A 19,200-nucleotide genomic window follows, 5' to 3' on the forward strand; every position below is an offset into this window, starting at 1 on the left:
ATGCCATGCCCTTAACCTTAGAGGTAATGATATCTTATCGGACACTACCATGTACTCCTTTGATATTTCTAAATAAAAGGATCTCATCAAAATTTTGAAACGCTCAGTTTAGGTCATATGTTTCCTGAATCTTGCAAGCGTCGAGTTTGCCGAAGATGCAAGGCATCGCCGCACCCCGTGCCGTGATCACTCTGATCCGGCGCCGGAGAGATGGCTGGCCACGGGCTCAAGGAGTAGACTGGTCGAGACCTTTGAAAAACGTTCAATTTTGTTCAAGGTCAAGGAAGGCGAAAATTTCAACCGCAGGAATACATTTAGTATTTTGAGGATTGAAATTTGAGCCTGACGCCGCAATTGAAAGGTCTCTGGTCCTTACCCGTAACTTTTTAAGTGGAGTCGGAACCCATGGAAGACAAGTTGCCTCCTCGCCTTACACGTACCGTGACCGGGGCGGGATGAGCCTCTAAACTCCCTCCAGGGGACCTGGACAAGGCACTCTGTGGCTTGGAATTTCCAGCCGACGAGAACCTCATCGTGGGCCTGGACCGGGCGGACGACGCGGGGGTTTACAGGGTCACCGATGATATCGCAATCATCCAGACCGTCGATTTTTTCACCCCTGTGGTTGATGATCCATACTGGTTCGGGCAAATCGCCGCTGCAAACGCGTTAAGCGACGTTTACGCCATGGGGGGAGTTCCCAAGACCGCCATGAATCTCGTGGCCTTCCCCCGCCGTGAGATGGATCTTTCCGTGCTGAGAAAAATCATCCAGGGGGGCTTAGACAAAATGAAAGAGGCCGGCGTCGTCCTTGTGGGCGGCCACAGCGTGGAGGACAAAGAACTCAAGTACGGCCTTTCCGTCACGGGCTTCATCCATCCGGACCGGGTATTGACCAAGAAGGACATCCGGCCTGGAGACCGCCTGATCCTGACAAAGCCCCTCGGGACGGGAATCATCAATACTGCTATCAAGGGAGGCATGGCCTCGCCCGAACTCATTGAAAAGGTGACCCGGCTGATGGCCACCCTGAACCGCAGGGCGGCGGAAATCATGGGAGGTTTTCCGGTCCATGCCTGCACCGATATCACGGGGTTCGGACTCCTGGGGCACCTAGCCGAGATGGTCGTGGATTCGGAGGCGGGGATCACCATCCACTCCCGGGACATCCCGGTCATCCCCGAGGCCCTGGATTTGGCCGCAATAGGCCTCGTTCCGGGAGGGACACACCGTAACCGGGAATTTCGATCCACTATGGTCGACCTTGATCCCCAGGTGGGACCTGTCATGCAGGACATCCTCTACGACCCCCAGACATCGGGGGGGCTGTTGATCTGCGTGGACGGTGCCTCAGCCGACGCTCTCCTGGACGCGCTCGTTACCGGGGGGGTTGAAGATGCCGCCGTAGTGGGTGAAGTCCTTCCCTCGCCCGTGGAGCGAATAGTAGTCACATAGGACCTGAATCCCGCAGTGAGCGGAGCCATGGAAGGCGGAACGAACGGGGTGAAGAGAATATGCCGAACTCTGCATGAAGCAGCAAACTCTATTTGGGGTAAAATGAAATGAAGAAAGAAATCGACTGCCGTGGGCTGGCCTGCCCGGCCCCGGTGCTGGAGACAAAGAAGGCGATTGAAGAGGACAAGCCCAGCCTCATACGGGTGACCGTAGACAATGAAGCAGCGAGGCAAAACGTGACCCGGTTCCTGGAAACTCAAAAGTACCAGGTCTCCGTGGAAAAGGACGATGCTGGTTTCCACGTCACCGGGATCAAGGAGGAGAAGGCATCAACGGAGGAGGCAACCTCTGCGGATCGTCTTGAAGCGGCCGGAAAGAAAATACTGATCATGGTGGCCACAGACCGAATGGGTCATGGGGACGACGGGCTGGGCAAGAAACTGCTGATCAATTTTCTGACCACCCTGGAAGAAATGGGCAAAGACCTGTGGCGCCTGGTCTTTGTAAACAACGGGGTCAAGCTCACTATCGACGGATCGGAAGCCCTTCCGGTCTTAAAGAGACTGGAGGAGAATGGGATCACCATCCTGGTGTGCGGGACCTGCCTCGATCACTTCGATCTTCTGGACAGGAAAAAGGTGGGAGAGACCACCAACATGCTGGATATTGTCACGGCCATGCAACTGGCCGACAAAGTGATCAATATCTGATATTTCGCCCTGAGGAAAGGGCGGCAAGCCCCCCTACTATTGAATGGAGGCAATCTGGTCCAATTCCGTGGCCCCGATCGTCTTTTCAATGTTCAGGAGGATCTTAACGCCGCCTTCCATCTTGGCCATGCCGAGGATATATTCCGTGTCCAGCTTCGTCCCGAAGGTGGGGGTGGCCTCGATGTCTTCCTCTTTGATGTTGAGAACCTCAGAGACGGAATCCACAACGATACCGATAACCATCTGGCCGGATTCCTGTTCGATCTCCACCACAATGATACAGGTCCGTTCGGTGTATTCCGTCTCCTCCATCCCGAAGCGAAGCCGCAAGTCGATCACTGGGATGACCTTCCCCCGTAAGTTAACGACACCCTTCACAAAATCCGGAGTCCGGGGAACGGGGGTAATGGGCATCATGCCTATGATCTCCTTGATTTTCAGGATCCCGATCCCGTATTCCTCGCCGTCGAGAGAAAAGGTGAGGTATTTCCCCTCCTTTTGACCCATGACATTGATCGCTTGGCCCATCTTTTCCGCCAGTTCAGCCATTTCCTGAACCTCCCTGTTTCCGGGTCGTTCTGAACCTCAATGGGGTCCTGTTCTCATCCATCGGCACCTCAGGGCATTTCCTTGAATACTTTTCAGTGAAAACGACACAACGAAGATCCGAAATAAGCCGCTTCGTGAAGATCCTTTTACCCCTCCTCGGACAGACGTTCACGCATAATTTGGGTTTAAAGGTCTCCAAAGCAGGCGGGATGAATCATGCGGGGACTTTGACGAAATGGTGAGCGATGCCATGGTGGGATGGAGGAAGGATGAAAGTCTCTTGACTGTCACGGGTAGGGAAAGTGATGCGGCCGGTTCATTTCCGCCCCATCATCAGGCAGGTGCCCACGGCCCGTCATCCCCGTTTTTCCATCCATCCAGAGCATCTTTCAGGGCCTTTCTTTTCTCCTCCGTGAAAGTCTTCCACCCAGGATCAGCCTTCAGATTGGGGAGAACAGCGGAGCCTGAAATTCCCTTGTTCTCAAGCTTTTTCATCAAACTGGCCATCTGCTTTTTCTTTTCTTCTTCCAGTTGGCTGGTATAATCCCACAATTTCTTCCTGAGCGGACCTGTCTCAAGGCCAAGGACATCTTCCATGGCTTGAAAAACGGCTTCCTCGTTTTTTCCGGGCTCCAATCGATTCAGGACTTCTTCCGTCAAAAGTCGCCGGGCGAGATCTTCGTCCTGCTTCCAAAGATCAGAGGCTTCCCTCTTCATGCGATGAATGTCCAGGGCTCCGTCGATGTATCTCTGAACAAGGCCCTTTACCTTACCTTTAATTTCCTGCTCCCGAAAACCTTTCTTCTCCTCCTCGCTCACGCTGATTCCCTGGAGCTTTTCCATGATGATGTCCATCGTACTCCGTATCTCACCCATGAAGGCACACCTCCACCCTTTCTTACCTTTCAATCAGTCGGGAACATACCCCCAGCCTGCTTTCGTTCCCGGTAAAGCCGGGGTCTCATCCTTTCTCCTCTCCGGATGAAACAGACGGACATTTCTGATGCGTGGGATGCCCGTTGGAATCCCTTTCCACTGAGAGGATTCTGAAAGTACCAAGAACCTTTTGAAAGGTAGTAACGTCCGTTTCCGAAAACTTGTCCTCTTCTGCATTGTACCGGATACTGTAATACCATTCATCGTTGAGGAATCCATAGTAGAGGGTCCTGAAACGATGTCCTTTCCTGGTCCGATAAGTGAACTCGATTTTAAACCCATTGTAACCGTTCACTTCCGCAGGGCTGATTTCAAGTACATTCAGGTCCAGCACATCCTCATCGGATGCGATTTCTTCCCGAACCACCTCAGCCGCCTCAAGCGGGACCATCCCTGGATCAAACCCGCGCTTGGCATGTTTGAAGGGTTTTTCAACAGGCCGTTGCTGGATCAGGATATACTGAGAAAAGGGGTCTTCTCGGGTAAACATGACAAACTTGGAGACATTGATCCTTATCCAGTGATCAGGAGCGGCATAGGAAAAACGTAGCGGGACCTTCGACCCGGATCCGCCCCCATGGGGAGAGGAAGCACATGCAGTGAGGGCAGCAAGTGCGAGGATGAAAAGGCTTTTCATGAGTCTATCCATACTCGTTTTCATTTCAGTCCACCTTGCTGGAATTATTTGTATTTAGTGTCCATCCATAAATAGGCAATTTGGTTCAAGGTCAAGGAAGGCGAAGATTTTAACCATCCCGCTCAGAATACCAAGCGGCAGAGGCACCATACATTGAAGTATTTCGAAGATTAAACCCAAATTATGCGTGAAAAATGAAATAGATTTTTATTACAATATGTTAAAGCATTCTGAGAGCACCCGATGGGTGAAGGGTAAAAGGATGTTCCCTCCGCTACGTTCCCGCCAAACAGCCGGCGGGCAGGCGCTACGCCGTCCATGGCTCCGCTCACTGCCGATTTTGGCCCTTCCGCTCTCCCTGCCTGCGGCAGGCAGGCTGCTCCAGAGCCAAAATAGGCCGCTCCGGGAAAATCCTTTTACCCTTCCTTGGACAAGCGTCCCACATAATTTGGATTAAATTTTGTCCACACTTCATTTGGACTTCCCACCCTTCGGATGGGTCCCCGGTTTGAGCCTGACGCAGCCTGGTCACGCCGTAGCCGTAGCGAAGGCGGAAGATTGGGGAAAAGGGCCATTTATGGATGGGCACTATTTACATAACCATCGAAGGAAACCCTCGCCCTTTCCGTGAGTCCATATATTACTGCATCATACCCTTTATGGAATCCAGAGGGCAACCCCCGAAAAACGTCCCATCGGGACTGAAGACCTTCCGGCTGCTGATATCGGGCGGACCTTCTCGATAACCCTTGTCGGATCCTCCCGGGAGATCCTGACCTTTTTGGGTTGTGCCAAGGTCCCCTGCCCTAACTCTCTCTAACATTCTGCAAGAATCATGCAACCTTTAAAAAACGATGCGATTCCGGCCTTTAGAGGAATCTTTATGTCCCTCGAGTGAATGGAAAAGTGCTCAAATGGGTACCTGGATTATACATATTCCCGTCAACGAACTATATCCGACATACCTCAGCAGATGGTGTTTCTCCATTCATCGCAACACCCGGGAGAAAACGTTCCCCTGAAACACGGATTGCCACCCCGCCTCCCGTCCCCGGCGGTTTTCCCTTAAAGATATTGACTAAAATCGGATCTTGGCTAGAATGAAATGTAGGCAAAAATGCTGTGTAGATGAGAAACCCTGAAGATCAACAGAGTGGGCATTACACTGGGCCCATAGGAAAAATGAAGTATACTATGGCCTTATGACAGGAAAAAAGACCTTTACCGGATTAAAGGAAAGGGGTAGGACCGGTATGAAAAAATTGTTTGCATTGCTGGTGTTGAGCATGTTTCTCTTTGGATGCGGTGCAGCAGCCAGGGAATCCGAATTCTGGCAACATGACACCCTTTACAAGAACTGGGATCACACCAAGTTCAGCCTCTGGGGATACAAACACCCTACCAAGGAGACTTACAAGAAATCCCTCGAACAGGGATGGTGGGGAATTGAGATTCCTTACATTCCGGCTGAGTAATTCCTTCCTCATTCAAGAGGCGGCCTGAGAAAAGGAGAGAAAATTATATACCCTGGCCTGAATGGATTCCAGGGGGCGGAGAAAGGATACGTTTCCCGACGTCCCTCAGGGTAGGATTGCTCGGGACGATCCATTACAACGGCTCAACCGCAGGCACCTCTCATATCCACCGACAGAAGCGCCTCGTGCATGGAGGATGTTGCGAGGCCGTTGAAAATATGCGATTTTGTTCACGGGCAAGTCTATGGCTTGCCCGTGAACAAATTTTTTCATTTTATGGCCGGGCCCCCTCCTAGTTCTGCCCCAATGCTTCCATGACCGCATTATGAATGACCGGCCGGAACTCCCTTATCTTCTCATTCTTACGGGAAGGGTGGATGCGGTTCGTGAGAAAAACGACGATGACATCCTTTTCAAGGTCCATCCATACGGATGTCCCGGTAAATCCCAGGTGCCCGACGCTCTTCTTGGAAAAAAGGCCCCCTGCGCTCGAATGCTCTGTTGAGGGCGTATCCCACCCCAGGGCCCAGGTATTCCCCTTTACCGTCTCCTGTCTCTCGAAAAAGAGTCTGACCGTCTCCGGCTCGAAGAAATCCTTCCGAACACCCAGATAATGCCCGCGCAGCATATCGAGTAAAACGTAGACTTCCTCCGCGGTTCCGAACAACCCCGCGTGCCCGGAATACCCCCCTAAGGCGTAAGCGTTCTCATCGTGCACTTCCCCGCGAAGGATCTTCCTGCGCCAGGGGCACTCCTCCGTTGGAGCTATATCCTCCAATCCGACCCCCTCAGGCGCCTGCGGGAATCCGCCGAGGAACGTCCTCCGCAATCCCAAGGGACCGTAGAAATGCCTTTCCAAAAAAGTGGGGAGGGCCTCTCCGGCAGCCTCCTCGACGACCCATTCGAGAAGCATGAAGCCCGGGTCGCTGTAAACGGCCCTGGTCCCTGGGGGATATTCCAGGGGCAGCCCTAGTATTTGCTCCCTTAACAGTCTTTTCCTGACATCGGGAAGGAAATGTACCAGGTGAAGGTAGAAGGGTCTCCACGCCGGTAGACCAGAGCAATGGCTGAGGAGTTGGCGCGGAGTAATAGATCCCTTTTCTCCGAGACCGCCAAAGGACAGGATTCCACCGAGGGGCCGATCCAGGTCGAGTTGTCTCCTGTCTACCAGGCTCATCATGGCCAGGGCCGTGGCAAGGGGCTTGGTAAGAGAAGCCAGGTCAAAGATCGTGTCCCTTTTCATGGGAAGTTTCCGGGGCCGGGTGGATTGATACCCGGCGGCCTCGAAAAACACTATTTTCCCTTTCCAGGCCGCCAGGAGCACGGCTCCCGGATAGATACCCGCACCCGCACCTTCCGAAATGAGCTTTTTCAGCCTCACGCTCTCAGGATTTTCAAGAACCCTCACCTTCCACCCCCATTGTGCAGGACGATCCAGGCCAACTCCCATTTACACGGCAAGGACGGATTCCTCATATTGGGCTACGACAGCATCTGCGGTCACAAGGAGCAGGCCTTCTGTGCGGGCCTGAGCAAGAAGCATGCGATCAAAAGGGTCTTTGTGAAGTGGCGGCAACGACTCAACCCGTAAGGCATGTTCGGCGGTTACAGGCAGCTCGGTGTACCCGTGGGCAACAAGCCCTTTTCTGAAACGGTAGGCATCAACCTTGAAATCCTTCCGGCCAAGGCCCAATTTTATGATGATTTCCCAGATGCTTACTGCGCTGAAAAACAGTGTGTTTTCAGGTGAGGTCAAAATTGTACGCACTGATTCGGTAAGCTTTTCGGGCACTCCTGCTGCCAACAGGAGGATGTGCGTGTCAAGCAGCAGTTTCACGACTCTTTTCCCCCCTCAAAAAACACCCTGATCTCTGATCCTCCCATGGTGTCGAAATCATCAGGGACTGAAATACTACCTGACATAAATCCAAGTTTCCCATTCCCCTGCTTTTCTTCGTCGGCCAGAGGCACGACCTTGACCAGCGGTTTTCCCGCCTTGGCAATAACAAATGCCTTTCCTCGTGCAGCCTCATCGACGAGCCGGGACAGATGAGTTTTCGCCTCGTGAATATTGATAGTCTCCATATATAACAAATACCCCCTCAGCTGAATTTAGTCCAATAAACTTAGTTTAACCAAAAACCATCACTTCCTGTCAACCTTAAAATCGCGATGAGGAGGTTAAACCCGTACTGCAGTTGAGGTATACAATAAATATTTCACTACACCTAAAACTCATAAGAGCGGCCTTGACAATGGAGTCCACAGCATACTAACTAATCCCAGTTTCTTATTCCAATCCTGGCAACAAAAGTGAGGGAGACCATGCCGACACATACATTGATCGCCGGTCACGGCCGATTCAAAGAGCATTTCAGCAAAAACCGGGACTTCTTTCTGGCCCTTGCCCAGAAAGGACAATCTCCCAAGGTTTTATGGGTCGGGTGTTCCGATTCCCGGGTGGTTCCGGAACAGATCATGGGGGCGGATCCCGGAGAATTGTTCATCATCAGGAACATCGCCAATATCGTTCCTCCTGTGGGCAAGGGGGCTGATTCCGTTGGAGCGGCCATCGAGTATGCCGTTCTTCACCTCCAGGTGCCCCACATCGTGATCTGCGGGCATACGGAGTGCGGAGGGATCAAGGCCCTCGGAGAGGCCCTCGACATGGAGCACGAGCCCCATATTACACGCTGGCTTGAAAACGCCCGCCCCGCCCGGGAACGGGTGGAGGCAAGTGCCGGTTCCGAAATCGATCCCTACCTGGAAACCATCAAGGCCAACGTGCTGCTTCAAATGGAACACCTCATGACTTACCCCTGCGTCCGGGAAGCGGTGGAGGCCGGCCGCCTGACGATCCACGGGTGGCTCTATGATCTTCATAATGGAGATCTCTTCAGCTATAATGACAGCGAAAAAGGATGGACTCCTCTTTCCCTTCCCGGGCAAGAATGAGGCGGGGAACCCCCGCCCCGGGGGTCTTCAGAGATTCATTCCTCTCCGGTGTGGGTTGACCTCTCCGTTCTTTCCCGCCGGGTCCGGCACACCTTCAATCTGAATCCCTTCTTCCCTTCCCCTAAAAGGATTTGAACGGGCCCCCCGATCGGGGCCCATGTAAATTCTCCTCGGTAGGCCGCAAGACAGACCCCCACCACGAAATTTCTGCGGGGGTCGCTTAAATCCTGATCTTAGGGAAATCGGACAAGAGCTCCACCGAGAGCCCCTATTGAGCCGGTTTCGGGGGAAAATTATCCTTGACAATTTCGGACGGCTTAACTATAAAACGAACGTTCGTTTGACTATCAGCCGATTTCGGTATCATGACATGTCCAAGCCCAAGAACCCGGAAAAGCGCAAGGAGATTCGAAGGGTCGTAGCCCGCCTTTTCGCCGTGAAGGGTTACCATGGCACTTCCATGCGGGAGATCGGACGGACTCTCGGCATGAACCAGTCCTCCCTCTACCATTACTTTTCGAGCAAGGAAGAGATCCTCTTTCTCATCATGAACGAGGCCATGGATGAGGCCCTCGCAGTCCTGAGGGATATTTGTTCTTCTAACCTCTCCCCGGAAGAGAAGCTCGACCGTGTCCTGGCTTTTTATACCCGCTATTATGCGGGGGACCAGGACAGCCTTTCCCTGCTGGTAAACGAGATGAATTCCCTGGGCAGGGAATACCGGCAGGTTCTGGTGGAAAAGGAGAGGGAGTATGTAAAGCTCATCCGGTCCATTTTGGAAGAATTGATGCGGACCCGGAAGATGAAGGACATCGATCCCACTATCGCCACTTTCGCCTTTTTCGGCATGGTCCATTATACGATCAAGTGGTACCGAAAGGATGGCCCCATCGGGCCTGACCGCTTGGCCGACCACTTTGTAAAGATCTTTACGAAAGGAATCCTGTACCCGCCATGACACCTTTCCGGCCTACCTACTGGAACATCCACCCCGTCTGGGCCTTCTACCTCCTGGCAGGAGTCGCCTTGGCGATCTTCGGGGCGGGTCTTGCCTCTCGAATCAGCCTTTGGCTAAGGGGGACCAGGTCCCGGGTTCCCTCTTTCCCGAAGGAAGCTCTTAAAAAGCTTCTTCTCGACGCTTTGCTGGGACGGAGGATATTCAGGGGAGACGCCGCTGCGGGGACTATGCACCTCCTCATCTCCTGGGGTTTCCTCGGCCTCTTCCTGGGGACACTCCTCCTCTCGGCGGACTACTGGTTCGAAGGCTTTCTCCAGGGCCGTGTATACCTTTGCTATGCCGTCTTCATGGAAATTTTCGGCCTGATGTTCACGGCAGGTATTCTCTGGGCCCTGGCACGCCGCTACCTTCAGCGGGTTCCCCGCCTCGAACGGCGCCTTGAAGACCTGATCATCCCCCTCTGGCTCATCGCGGTCTCCCTGTCGGGGTTCCTGCTCGAATCAAGCCGCCTCGCGGCCCAGGACCCTGCCTGGGCGACTTGGTCCTTTTTCGGGTATATCTTCGCCCCGCTCTGGCATGACGGCCAAAGGGCGCTTCACGCCTATCTATTCCTGTGGTGGGGGCATGCTGTACTGAGCTTGGGACTGATCGCCTATATCCCCTATTCCAAGTTGTTTCACCTCCTTTCGGCCCCCGCAGCTATATACCTGAGCAACAGGCCGGTTCATATCCTTCCGGCCGAAGTGCTACAGGAGGGACATCGGCCTTACTCGCTGGACAGCCGGATATTCCTGGATGCCTGCACCCGGTGCGGTCGCTGCACCGAGGTCTGCCCCGCCGCCTTGGCCGGCGAGCCGTTTTCACCCAGGGATTTCATCCTCTGGGCCCGGCAAAATATCTCGGCCGATCGTCCCCTGCCAATAGGAGAAGCAGGCCTTAAAACCGACTTCACCGAGGAAAGAATCTGGCACTGCACCACTTGCAGGGCCTGTTTGGAGGTCTGCCCGATCTATGTACCCACGCCCGATACCCTCCTTGAGGCCAGGAGCTGGTCCGTGGAGAATGGAGGCGGCATGCCGCCGCTCCTCGGCCGCTCCCTCAAGACCCTCTACAAGTACAACAACCCCTGGGAGGCGACCAAGAAGAAGAGAGCCGCCTGGGCCGGAGATAGGAATATACCTGATATCAGCAAGGGTGAAGAAGTCCCTTTGTGCTACTTCGTGGGGTGCACGACCGCAATGGATTCCCGGGCCCGTTCCCTTGCTTGCTCCCTCGCGGACGTCCTGGCCCACGCGGACATCTCCTTCGGCACCCTGGGCAAGAAGGAACCCTGCTGCGGGGACATCGCCCGCCGGGCCGGTGAAGCGGGCCTTTTCGAGATGAAGATGGAGGATTGCATGGAGCTGTTCATGCGATGGGGGGTCACAGACATCGTTACTTCCTCCCCCCACTGCTTTCATACCATGAAAAACGACTATGCCGCCTTCAAGGTCCGCCCCGGGGACGGGGAGACGGCCTTCCGCGTCCGGCATTACTCCCAGCTACTCGATGAAATCCTCCAAAAGGGGGCGCTAGCCTTCACCCGATCCCTCGATTTGCGGGTCACCTTTCACGATCCCTGTTACCTGGGGCGATACAACCGTGTGTTCGATGCTCCCAGGAAGGTGATCCAGGCGATTCCAGGCGTCAAACTCCTGGAAATGCCCCACACCATGGAAAACAGTCTCTGCTGCGGGGGCGGAGGCGGGCGAATGTGGCAGGAAGAACTGGACGGGAATCCCAAGATGTCCGAAATCCGGATCCAGGAAGCCGCAGAGACCGGGGCCGAGGTCCTGGTGACGGCATGCCCCCTTTGCCTGATCATGCTGGAAGACGCCCGCAAAACCGCGGGACTCGAGGACCGGCTCAGGGTGATGGACCTCAATGAACTGGTGGTACTGGCCCTCGGGCTTAAAAATGCAACGGAAGGGGTCAAGTGAAAATCATTTTGCCTTACCTCAGCTGCGCCCGCTACGTTTTTCTGCACACTGTTAAGCATAAAAAATTACCAGAGACCGGGAGGAAAGAAGCATGGAGATCATCGTTTGCATCAAGCAGGTCCCCGAGGTGATCGACGCCGAACTGGAAATCGACCGGGACGGGACGGACATCGACAGGGAGGATCTGGAATTCGACATCAACGAATGGGACAACTACGCGGTGGAGGAGGCCGTTCGGATCAAGGAGCGCCACGGCGGAAAAGTCACGGTGGTGACCCTGGGTGACGAAGAGAGCGAAGACGTCCTCCGCCAGGCCCTTGCAATGGGGGCGGATGAGGCCATACGGATCGACTGGGACGGATTCGAAGGTTCTGACGCAGCCGGGATCGCCAGGGGACTATACCGTGCCCTCAAGGGTGTGCCCTTCGACCTCATCCTTACCGGGGTCCAGGCGTCTGATGACGGCTGGGGCCAGGTCGGTCTCACCTTGGCGGAATATTTCGGCCTCCCATACGCCTCCCTGGTGGTGGGGATAGAGGTGGAGGAGGGAACCGTGATCGCCACCCGTGAATTGGAGGCGGGAATCCAGGAGAAGGTTCTTCTTCCTCTTCCCGCCCTCATGACCATTCAGAGCGGGATCAATATTCCCCGCTACGTCTCCATCACCGGGATCCGCAGCGTGCGGAATGTGGAGATCCGGGAAGTTGATGCGGGCGATCTGGGTCTCGGGGAAGAAGAGATCGGCGCCGGAGCCTCGGCCCTTGAATCCATCGCCCTCTCCCTGCCGGAGGCAGGTGATGGTGCGGAGATCCTAAAGGGGAGTCTTGAAGAGGTCTGCGAAAAGGTCGCTTGGATCATTCGTGAGAAAGGAGGGACGGCATAAATGGAAGAGATCCTGGTGCTCGCCGAACACAGGCAGGGGCAAGTCAGGGATATCACTTTCGAGATCCTGACGCTTGCAAATCGACTAGGCATTGAGAGGGAGGCAACGGTCTCGGTCCTCTTATCCTGCGGAGGAGAGGCATACCCGGGTGAAAAGGAACTGGCAGCCTCCTGCGACGACCTCCTGGTCATAGGTGATGAAGGGCTTGCCCATTACAACGCCGACCACTACCTCGCTGTCCTTGAAAGGGTCTTGGCGGAAAGACGCCCCAGGTTCATCCTGATGGGACACACATCCATGGGGATGGACCTAGCCCCTTCCCTGGCCGCCCGGCTTTCCATCCCCCTCGTCACCGACTGCCTGGAGGTGGAGGCGACCTCCGGAGGGCTTCAGATCCTCCGCCAGATGTATGGGGGCAAGATCCAGGCCCGTATCTCCTTGAAACCCTCCGAACAATATCTCCTGACCATCCGGCCGGGGTGCTTTGAGTGTCGGCGCGGTCAAGGAAAATCGGCCCATCTCAAGGTGCTCGACTCCCATGACTGGACCGGCCTGAGGGGCCGCCGATTTCTGGAATACCTTGAAACCGGGCCGGCGGATGTGGATATTGCGGAAGCAGACATTCTGGTCTCTGTAGGACGCGGCATCGGGAAACCCGAAAACATTCCCCTGGCACAGGAATTCGCGGACGCCATCGGCGCCACCCTCTCCTGCTCCCGCCCCGTGGCCGACGAGGGATGGCTCCCTAAAAGCCGCCAGGTCGGGACATCGGGAAAGACCGTGAGGCCCAAAGTTTACATCGCCTTAGGGATCAGTGGGGCCTACCAGCATCAGGCGGGCATGAAAAATTCCGGCACCATCATCGCCGTGAACAAGGACCCCCAGGCTCCCATCTTCGGCTTCGCCCATTACGGCATCATCGGGGATGTCATGAAGGTACTGCCCATCCTTAAGGAGAAATTCGCCTGAGGGGCGGCCCGACCCATCACCCCCCGGAAATCCGCCAGCAAAGCAAGGAGAAGAAGGATGGACTTTTCACTCAGCAAGGAACAACGGGATATCGTCAGGGCTGCGAAAAAATTCGCCCGGGCAGAGTTCCCGGACAGGGCCCTGGAGTTTGACAGGGAAGAGACCTTTGACCTGGATCTCTGGCGAAAGGCCTGCGAGCTGGGTTTCGTCGGGGTGTTCATCGGAGAGGCATACGGCGGAGCCGGGTTGGGATTTTTTGAGCATTCCCTCATCTCCGAAGAGTTCTGGGCCGTGGATCCCGGCATCGGGCAGGCTATTCTCTCCACCACCTTCGGCTCAGAACTGCTCCTTCTCTATGGAACGGAAGAGCAAAAACAGTCCATCCTTCCCCGCCTGGTATCGGGCAAGGCCGTCATGGGAACGGCCATCACCGAGCCCAACGCGGGCTCGGACGTTGCAGGCGCCATGACCTCGGCCGCCAAGGATGGGCAGGAATGGGTCATCAACGGGAGCAAGATGTTCACAACAAACGGCACCATTGCCGATTTCATTCTCCTCTTTTGCAGGACGGATCCCGACAACCCCTCCCGCCACGGCCGCCACAGCTTCATCCTGGTGCCCACAGACACCGCAGGCTTCAAGGCCAAGAAGATCCGAGGGAAAATGGGTATTCGGGCATCGGACACGGCCGAGCTCTCCCTGACGGATGTCCGCGTCCCCCTGGATAATCTCGTGGGGAAAGAGGGCGAAGGATTCCGGCAGCTCATGGCCTTTTTCAACCGCACCCGTCCCCACGTGAGCGCCCAGGCCGTGGGCCTGGCCCGGGCCGCCCTGGAAGAGGCCCTTCGCCACACAAAGGAACGGCGTCAATTCGGACGCCCCCTTGCCTCTTTCCAGGTGACCCAGTTCAAGCTCGCGGAAATGGCGACCTGGATCCGTGCGGCGCGAAACCTTTACTACGAGGCCGCATGGAGCGTGGATCAGGGCAAGGTGGATCATGCCCTGATTGCCATGGCCAAGTGGTTTTCAGCGGAGACCGCCGTGCGTTGCGTTGACGAAGCCCTCCAACTCCACGGGGGATATGGATATATCGACGAGTACAGGATCAACCGTCTTTACCGGGCCGCCAAAATACTGGAGATCTATGAAGGCACCAAGGAGATGGAAAAGACCATCATTTCACGCTCCCTTATCGGATCGATATAAACCCCTATCGGCTGAAGCCGATAGCTTTAGGGGCCAAGTGAAAATCATTTTCACTCACTCGCCCCCTGGACCCTTTGAATCCTTGAACCCTATTTTTGAAAACGATCGAACTGATGTGTTAGTCTGAAAGCGTAAGTTTCTCTCATTCCCCGAATGGGACAAAAAATGAGTTTGACACCTCTTCATGTATTTTTTATAATTTTTGAAATTTTATGGACGATTTTTTCAGTTTTTTGTTTTATTTTTGAGGAAAACACCATAAAAATCACCTTATCATCGTCTTACCCAGGGAGGAAACCATGACAGGGGATGCCGAACTCACAAAAACGCCGCTCAACACCTGGCACAAGGCCAACGGCGGTCAAATGATCGACTTCGGGGGATGGGAGATGCCGGTCCAGTATAAAACCGGCATCATTGAAGAACACCTGGCCGTCCGCAAGGCAGGCGGCCTTTTCGACGTGAGCCACATGGGCCGTTTCCGGATCAAGGGCAAGGACAGGATCGCCTTTCTCCAGCACGTCCTGAGCAACAATGCCGAGGCCCTCGAGCCGTGGCAGGCCCAGTACACCCTGGTGCCCAATCAGGAGGGGGGTGCCATCGACGATGCCTACCTTTACCGGTTCGGGGAAGAAGACTACCTGCTCGTGGTCAATGCGGCCAATCGCGGGAAGGTCTGGGACCACTTTCAAGAGCAGGCCCGGGATTTTGGTGATGTCCGCCTCGAGGACCATACCCATGCCCTCGGCATGATCGCCTTCCAGGGTCCCGGGACCAAGGCCGTCCTTGAAAAAGCCATGGAGGGAGGCCGACTGCCGGAACCCATGCGGAACAGGCTCTCGGAAGGGATCATCGCCGGGACTCCCGTACCCATAGCACGGACGGGTTACACGGGAGAACCCCTTTGCTTTGAGCTCTTTCCACCAGCCGACAAGACCGAGGCCGTGTGGTCGGCCCTTTATGAAGCGGGCAGGGACATGGGGATCCTGCCCATCGGGCTCGGGGCCCGGGACACCTTGAGACTGGAGGCCGGCATGCCCCTTTACGGCCACGAACTGGGGCTTGATCCGGAAGGCAAAGAAATCCCTATTTTCGCCATTACCTTGGCCCCCATGGCAGTGAGTTTCAACCCCCGGAAGGGGTCCTTCGTGGGCCGGGAGGCCCTTGAGCGCCAATTCCAGGCCCTTGAAAAGATCCGGAACGGCCTTTTGAGCAGTCCTCCAGAGGCCCTTCCCCGCCGCATTCATCCCGTTGCGATCCAGGACAAGGGAATCGCCCGCCAGGGGGATGAGGTTCTCCTGAGGGGGGAGAAAGTCGGAGTGGTGACCAGCGGTACGATGATTCCCTACTGGATCTTTGAAGGTGAGGGGGCCACCATGACCCTCACGGGGAAATCGGCCCGGAGGGCCATCGCCTTGGCCTTGGTGGATTCCACCCTCCAGCCCGATACGGACCTCGAGATCTCAGTGCGCAGGCGAAGGCTAAAGGGAAAAATCGTTCGCTGGCACGGCCGCTCCGAAGCCCCTCCATACTTCCGTTCGATCCCTGTGGATTTCGAAAAACCCAAACCAGGCGAACTCCTCGGGCAGGGCATGGAGAAGGCTGAAATCCTTCTTAAGAAAGGCATTGAAAATCACATCTGGAGGCAGACCCGGTGCATCAACCTGATCCCGTCTGAGCAGACCCCCTCTCCCCTGGTTCGGCTCCTGTCCGTGTCCGACCCAGTGGGCCGGTACGCCGAGCACAGGGAACTACTCGCCGCCTTCGAACAGGAGGTATTCTATTACCAGGGCACTGATTTCATCGCCTGGGTCGAGGAACGCCTGAAGGCGGAAATGGCCGACTACCTGGGTTGTCCCCTGGTCGAAGTGCGGCCGGTGAGTGGGCAGATGGCCAACATGACGGTCTTCAGCGCCTTCGTGGATTTCAAGAACCGCACAAACCGAAAGCGGGAGGCTGAACGAATCCGCCTGGCCATGAACAACCACATCGGCAAGGGCGGGCACCTGAGTTCACAGCCCATGGGGGCCTTAAGGGACTATATCGCCCGGGACCCCCTCACTGATCAATACGCCGTGATCAACTTCCCCGTCATGGAAGACAATCCTTACCGGATCGATGTCGAGGCCACCGGGAAGCTCCTTGAACAGGTGAATCCCGAGGTGATCATCTTCGGCAAAAGCATGGTGCTTCATCCCGAGCCGATTGCGGAGATCCGCAAACTCGTGGAAGGCCACAGGCCCCGCCCCCTGATCATGTACGATATGGCCCATGTCCTGGGGTTAGTGGGGCCCCATTTCCAGGAGCCTTTCAGGGAAGGGGCTGACATCGTCACCGGCTCCACCCACAAGACCTTCTTCGGGACCCAGAGGGGAGTGGTCGGAGGGGATTTCGAAGAAAATACCCCCGGCTTCGAGCTATGGGAAGCCATCGAACGGCGCGCTTTTCCAGGCATGGTGAGCAACCACCACCTCGGAAGTCTCCTTGGGCTCCTTCTCGCAACCATTGAGATGAACACCTTCAAGGACGAGTATCAGGCCCAGGTGATCCGAAACGCCAAGGCCTTCGCAAGGGGACTGAAGGAGGCGGGGCTTCAGGTGGAGGGGGATCCGGAGTGCGGCTATACCGAGACTCACCAGGTCATCCTCAACGTAGGTTACGGGAAAGGGCCAGGGGTTGCCCGCATCCTGGAAATGAACAACATCATCGTGAACTATCAGGCCACCCCCTTTGACGAGTCCTTTACCGCCAGCTCCGCGCTCCGCATGGGGGTCTCCGAGATGACCCGCTTCGGCATGAAGGAAAAAGATTTCGAGGCCCTGGCCCACCTCCTGGCCGAAGCCGTTCGGGGTAAGAACGTGAAGGAGGAGATTGTCAAGCTTCGTAGCCGTTTCCTGGAATTGGGCTATTGTCTCGATGACGGTCTACTGGCCCCCTTGAAGAAACAGCTCATAGATACCTTTTAGTCCTTCGGCGCCGTTTCCAGGGACACCGTTCCGGAAACGGCGCCTCCATGTTTCCAGACCCTTTCATTTACATTCCAGCCAGGTCTTGGAAAAGGTCTCGTCTATGGACACGGGGTAGTTTCCGTCGAAACAGGCCAGACAAAGGTCATCCCTGGGAATGCGGGTGGCCCGGACGAGATTTTCAAGGCTCAGGTAACCAAGGCTGTCCAATCCAATGTAGTCCCGGATCTCTTCCACCGATTTCTGTGCCGCGATCAATTCCCCTTTGCTGGAAAAATCGATCCCGTAATGGCAGGGAAAACGGTGGGGAGGGCAGCTTACAAGCATGTGGACTTCCCGAGCTCCGATGCCTTTCAGTGTCCGCATACGGGTCCTGGCCGTCGTGCCCCGGATGATGGAATCTTCGATGATGATCACCCGGCGGCCCCTGAGGAGTTCCTTTACCGGGTTCAATTTGACCTTCACCCCAAAGTCCCGCATGCTCTGGGAGGGCTGGATAAAGGTCCTTCCCACATAGTGGTTACGGATCATCCCCATTTCCAGCGGAATTCCTGAGGCCTGAGCGTATCCGATAGCGGCATAATTGCCGGAATCGGGGAACGGCATCACCAGGTCCGCGTCAATCGGGTATTCCTTGGCCAGGAGTTCCCCCTGCTTTTTCCGAAAGAGGTAGACGTTTTCGCCGTACACGTTGCTGTCAGGCCTGGCAAAATAGATGAGTTCGAAGATGCACTGGGCCCTGCGGGCCTGGTTCCGGGGTCGGATGCTTCGCAATCCTTCCTCGTTGATTACGATGACTTCGCCGGGCTCCACATCCCGGACATAGACGGCCTCTACGAGATCAAGGGCGCAGGTCTCGGAGGTGACGACAAAACCCTTGTCGTTGATCTTTCCAAGGCACAAGGGGCGGAATCCATTCGGGTCCCTGACCGCCACCAGGGCGTCCTCGCTCATGAGGATCAGGGAATAGGCTCCTTTTACCTGCTCCATGGTCCCGACCATGGCCTGCTCCAGTCCCTTCTTCATTCCCCGGGCCACCAGGTGCAGAACGACCTCGCTGTCCATGCTCGTCTGGAAGATGGAGCCCTGGCTCTCCATTTTCGTCCTGAGGCTTCGGGCGTTCACCAGGTTGCCGTTATGTGCTATGGCCAGGGTCTTCCCCGCATGTTGGACCCTGAAGGGCTGTGCGTTGACGAGAAGTGAAGAACCCGTCGTGGAATACCTCACATGGCCCAAGGCCATGTGGCCCTTCAGTCGATCCAGGATCTCCTGGGTGAAGATCTCAGGTACCAGGCCCATGGCCTTGTACTCGGCCACGTGACTTCCGTCCGATGCCACGATTCCGGCACTCTCCTGGCCTCTGTGCTGTAAGGCATAGAGCCCGAAATAGGTCAACCGCGCGGCCTCCGGGTGTCCGTAAACCGCGAAAATACCGCATTCCTCCCTGGGCCGTTCCGGCAAGGGGACCCGTGCATTGTTTTCGGGCACATGCATGGTTCGACTCATCTTCTGGAAAAGTGAA

At 55.7% G+C, this 19,200-nt stretch carries 17 protein-coding genes; 10 read left to right on the top strand and 7 right to left on the bottom strand.

Annotation, left to right across the window (positions count from 1 at the left end; translation table 11 throughout):
* Positions 1 to 405: 405 nt before the first annotated feature.
* Both selD and yedF read left to right on the top strand, forming a co-directional pair.
* Positions 406 to 1,455 (top strand): selenide, water dikinase SelD, encoded by a 1,050-nt coding sequence (selD, locus tag JRF57_01395; GenBank protein MBW2302346.1) that lies wholly within the window; start codon positions 406 to 408, stop codon positions 1,453 to 1,455.
* 107 nt (positions 1,456 to 1,562) lie between these two features.
* Positions 1,563 to 2,165: a sulfurtransferase-like selenium metabolism protein YedF gene (gene yedF / locus JRF57_01400; protein MBW2302347.1), complete on the top strand. Its 603-nt coding sequence runs from the start codon at positions 1,563 to 1,565 to the stop codon at positions 2,163 to 2,165.
* Between the two features lie 36 nt (positions 2,166 to 2,201).
* Here yedF and JRF57_01405 read toward each other — a convergent pair whose 3' ends face one another.
* From JRF57_01405 to JRF57_01415, 3 genes are all read right to left on the bottom strand, one after another.
* Positions 2,202 to 2,714 (bottom strand): purine-binding chemotaxis protein CheW, encoded by a 513-nt coding sequence (locus JRF57_01405; GenBank protein MBW2302348.1) that lies wholly within the window; start codon positions 2,712 to 2,714, stop codon positions 2,202 to 2,204.
* Positions 2,715 to 3,047: 333 nt separating this feature from the next.
* Positions 3,048 to 3,590, bottom strand: coding sequence for a hypothetical protein (locus JRF57_01410; protein MBW2302349.1), 543 nt, complete (start codon positions 3,588 to 3,590; stop codon positions 3,048 to 3,050).
* Between the two features lie 85 nt (positions 3,591 to 3,675).
* On the bottom strand, positions 3,676 to 4,311 hold the full coding sequence (locus tag JRF57_01415) for a hypothetical protein (protein ID MBW2302350.1): 636 nt from the start codon (positions 4,309 to 4,311) through the stop codon (positions 3,676 to 3,678).
* 1,229 nt (positions 4,312 to 5,540) lie between these two features.
* On the opposite strand from JRF57_01415, the gene JRF57_01420 reads away from it, so the two are divergent.
* A complete protein-coding gene (locus tag JRF57_01420) occupies positions 5,541 to 5,762 on the top strand; it encodes a hypothetical protein (GenBank protein MBW2302351.1) in 222 nt (73 codons plus the stop codon).
* 292 nt (positions 5,763 to 6,054) lie between these two features.
* On the opposite strand, the gene JRF57_01425 is transcribed toward JRF57_01420, so the two are convergent.
* Genes JRF57_01425 through JRF57_01435 form a run of 3 tightly spaced genes read right to left on the bottom strand, consistent with a single transcriptional unit; the run spans position 6,055 to position 7,847 of the window.
* Positions 6,055 to 7,170, bottom strand: coding sequence for a serine hydrolase (locus JRF57_01425; GenBank protein MBW2302352.1), 1,116 nt, complete (start codon positions 7,168 to 7,170; stop codon positions 6,055 to 6,057).
* A 42-nt stretch (positions 7,171 to 7,212) separates the two neighbouring features.
* Entirely contained in the window at positions 7,213 to 7,599 is a 387-nt protein-coding gene (locus JRF57_01430; GenBank protein MBW2302353.1) for a type II toxin-antitoxin system VapC family toxin, read from the bottom strand.
* The gene (locus tag JRF57_01435; protein MBW2302354.1) at positions 7,596 to 7,847 is read right to left on the bottom strand and encodes a type II toxin-antitoxin system Phd/YefM family antitoxin; all 252 of its coding nucleotides are present in this window, start codon (positions 7,845 to 7,847) and stop codon (positions 7,596 to 7,598) included. Before JRF57_01435 ends, JRF57_01430 begins: the two co-directional genes overlap by 4 nt.
* Positions 7,848 to 8,087: 240 nt before the next feature.
* On the opposite strand from JRF57_01435, the gene JRF57_01440 reads away from it, so the two are divergent.
* The 7 genes from JRF57_01440 to gcvT all read left to right on the top strand — a co-directional run bounded on the left by JRF57_01440 (position 8,088) and on the right by gcvT (position 17,678).
* On the top strand, positions 8,088 to 8,717 hold the full coding sequence (locus tag JRF57_01440) for a carbonic anhydrase (protein ID MBW2302355.1): 630 nt from the start codon (positions 8,088 to 8,090) through the stop codon (positions 8,715 to 8,717).
* A 370-nt stretch (positions 8,718 to 9,087) separates the two neighbouring features.
* On the top strand, positions 9,088 to 9,675 hold the full coding sequence (locus tag JRF57_01445; protein ID MBW2302356.1) for a TetR family transcriptional regulator: 588 nt from the start codon (positions 9,088 to 9,090) through the stop codon (positions 9,673 to 9,675).
* On the top strand, positions 9,672 to 11,654 hold the full coding sequence (locus JRF57_01450) for a 4Fe-4S dicluster domain-containing protein (protein MBW2302357.1): 1,983 nt from the start codon (positions 9,672 to 9,674) through the stop codon (positions 11,652 to 11,654). Before JRF57_01445 ends, JRF57_01450 begins: the two co-directional genes overlap by 4 nt.
* Before the next feature lie 91 nt (positions 11,655 to 11,745).
* Positions 11,746 to 12,537, top strand: coding sequence for an electron transfer flavoprotein subunit beta (locus JRF57_01455; GenBank protein ID MBW2302358.1), 792 nt, complete (start codon positions 11,746 to 11,748; stop codon positions 12,535 to 12,537).
* Entirely contained in the window at positions 12,538 to 13,506 is a 969-nt protein-coding gene (locus tag JRF57_01460; GenBank protein MBW2302359.1) for an electron transfer flavoprotein subunit alpha/FixB family protein, read from the top strand.
* 57 nt (positions 13,507 to 13,563) lie between these two features.
* Entirely contained in the window at positions 13,564 to 14,712 is a 1,149-nt protein-coding gene (locus tag JRF57_01465; protein MBW2302360.1) for an acyl-CoA dehydrogenase family protein, read from the top strand.
* Positions 14,713 to 15,011: 299 nt separating this feature from the next.
* On the top strand, positions 15,012 to 17,678 hold the full coding sequence (gene gcvT / locus JRF57_01470) for a glycine cleavage system aminomethyltransferase GcvT (GenBank protein MBW2302361.1): 2,667 nt from the start codon (positions 15,012 to 15,014) through the stop codon (positions 17,676 to 17,678).
* Positions 17,679 to 17,741: 63 nt separating this feature from the next.
* On the opposite strand, the gene JRF57_01475 is transcribed toward gcvT, so the two are convergent.
* Positions 17,742 to 19,184 (bottom strand): amidophosphoribosyltransferase, encoded by a 1,443-nt coding sequence (locus JRF57_01475; protein MBW2302362.1) that lies wholly within the window; start codon positions 19,182 to 19,184, stop codon positions 17,742 to 17,744.
* Between the last annotated feature and the right edge of the window lie 16 nt (positions 19,185 to 19,200).

The sequence above is a fragment of the Deltaproteobacteria bacterium genome (genome assembly GCA_019310525.1).
Lineage (GTDB): Bacteria > Desulfobacterota > DSM-4660 > Desulfatiglandales > HGW-15 > JAFDEE01.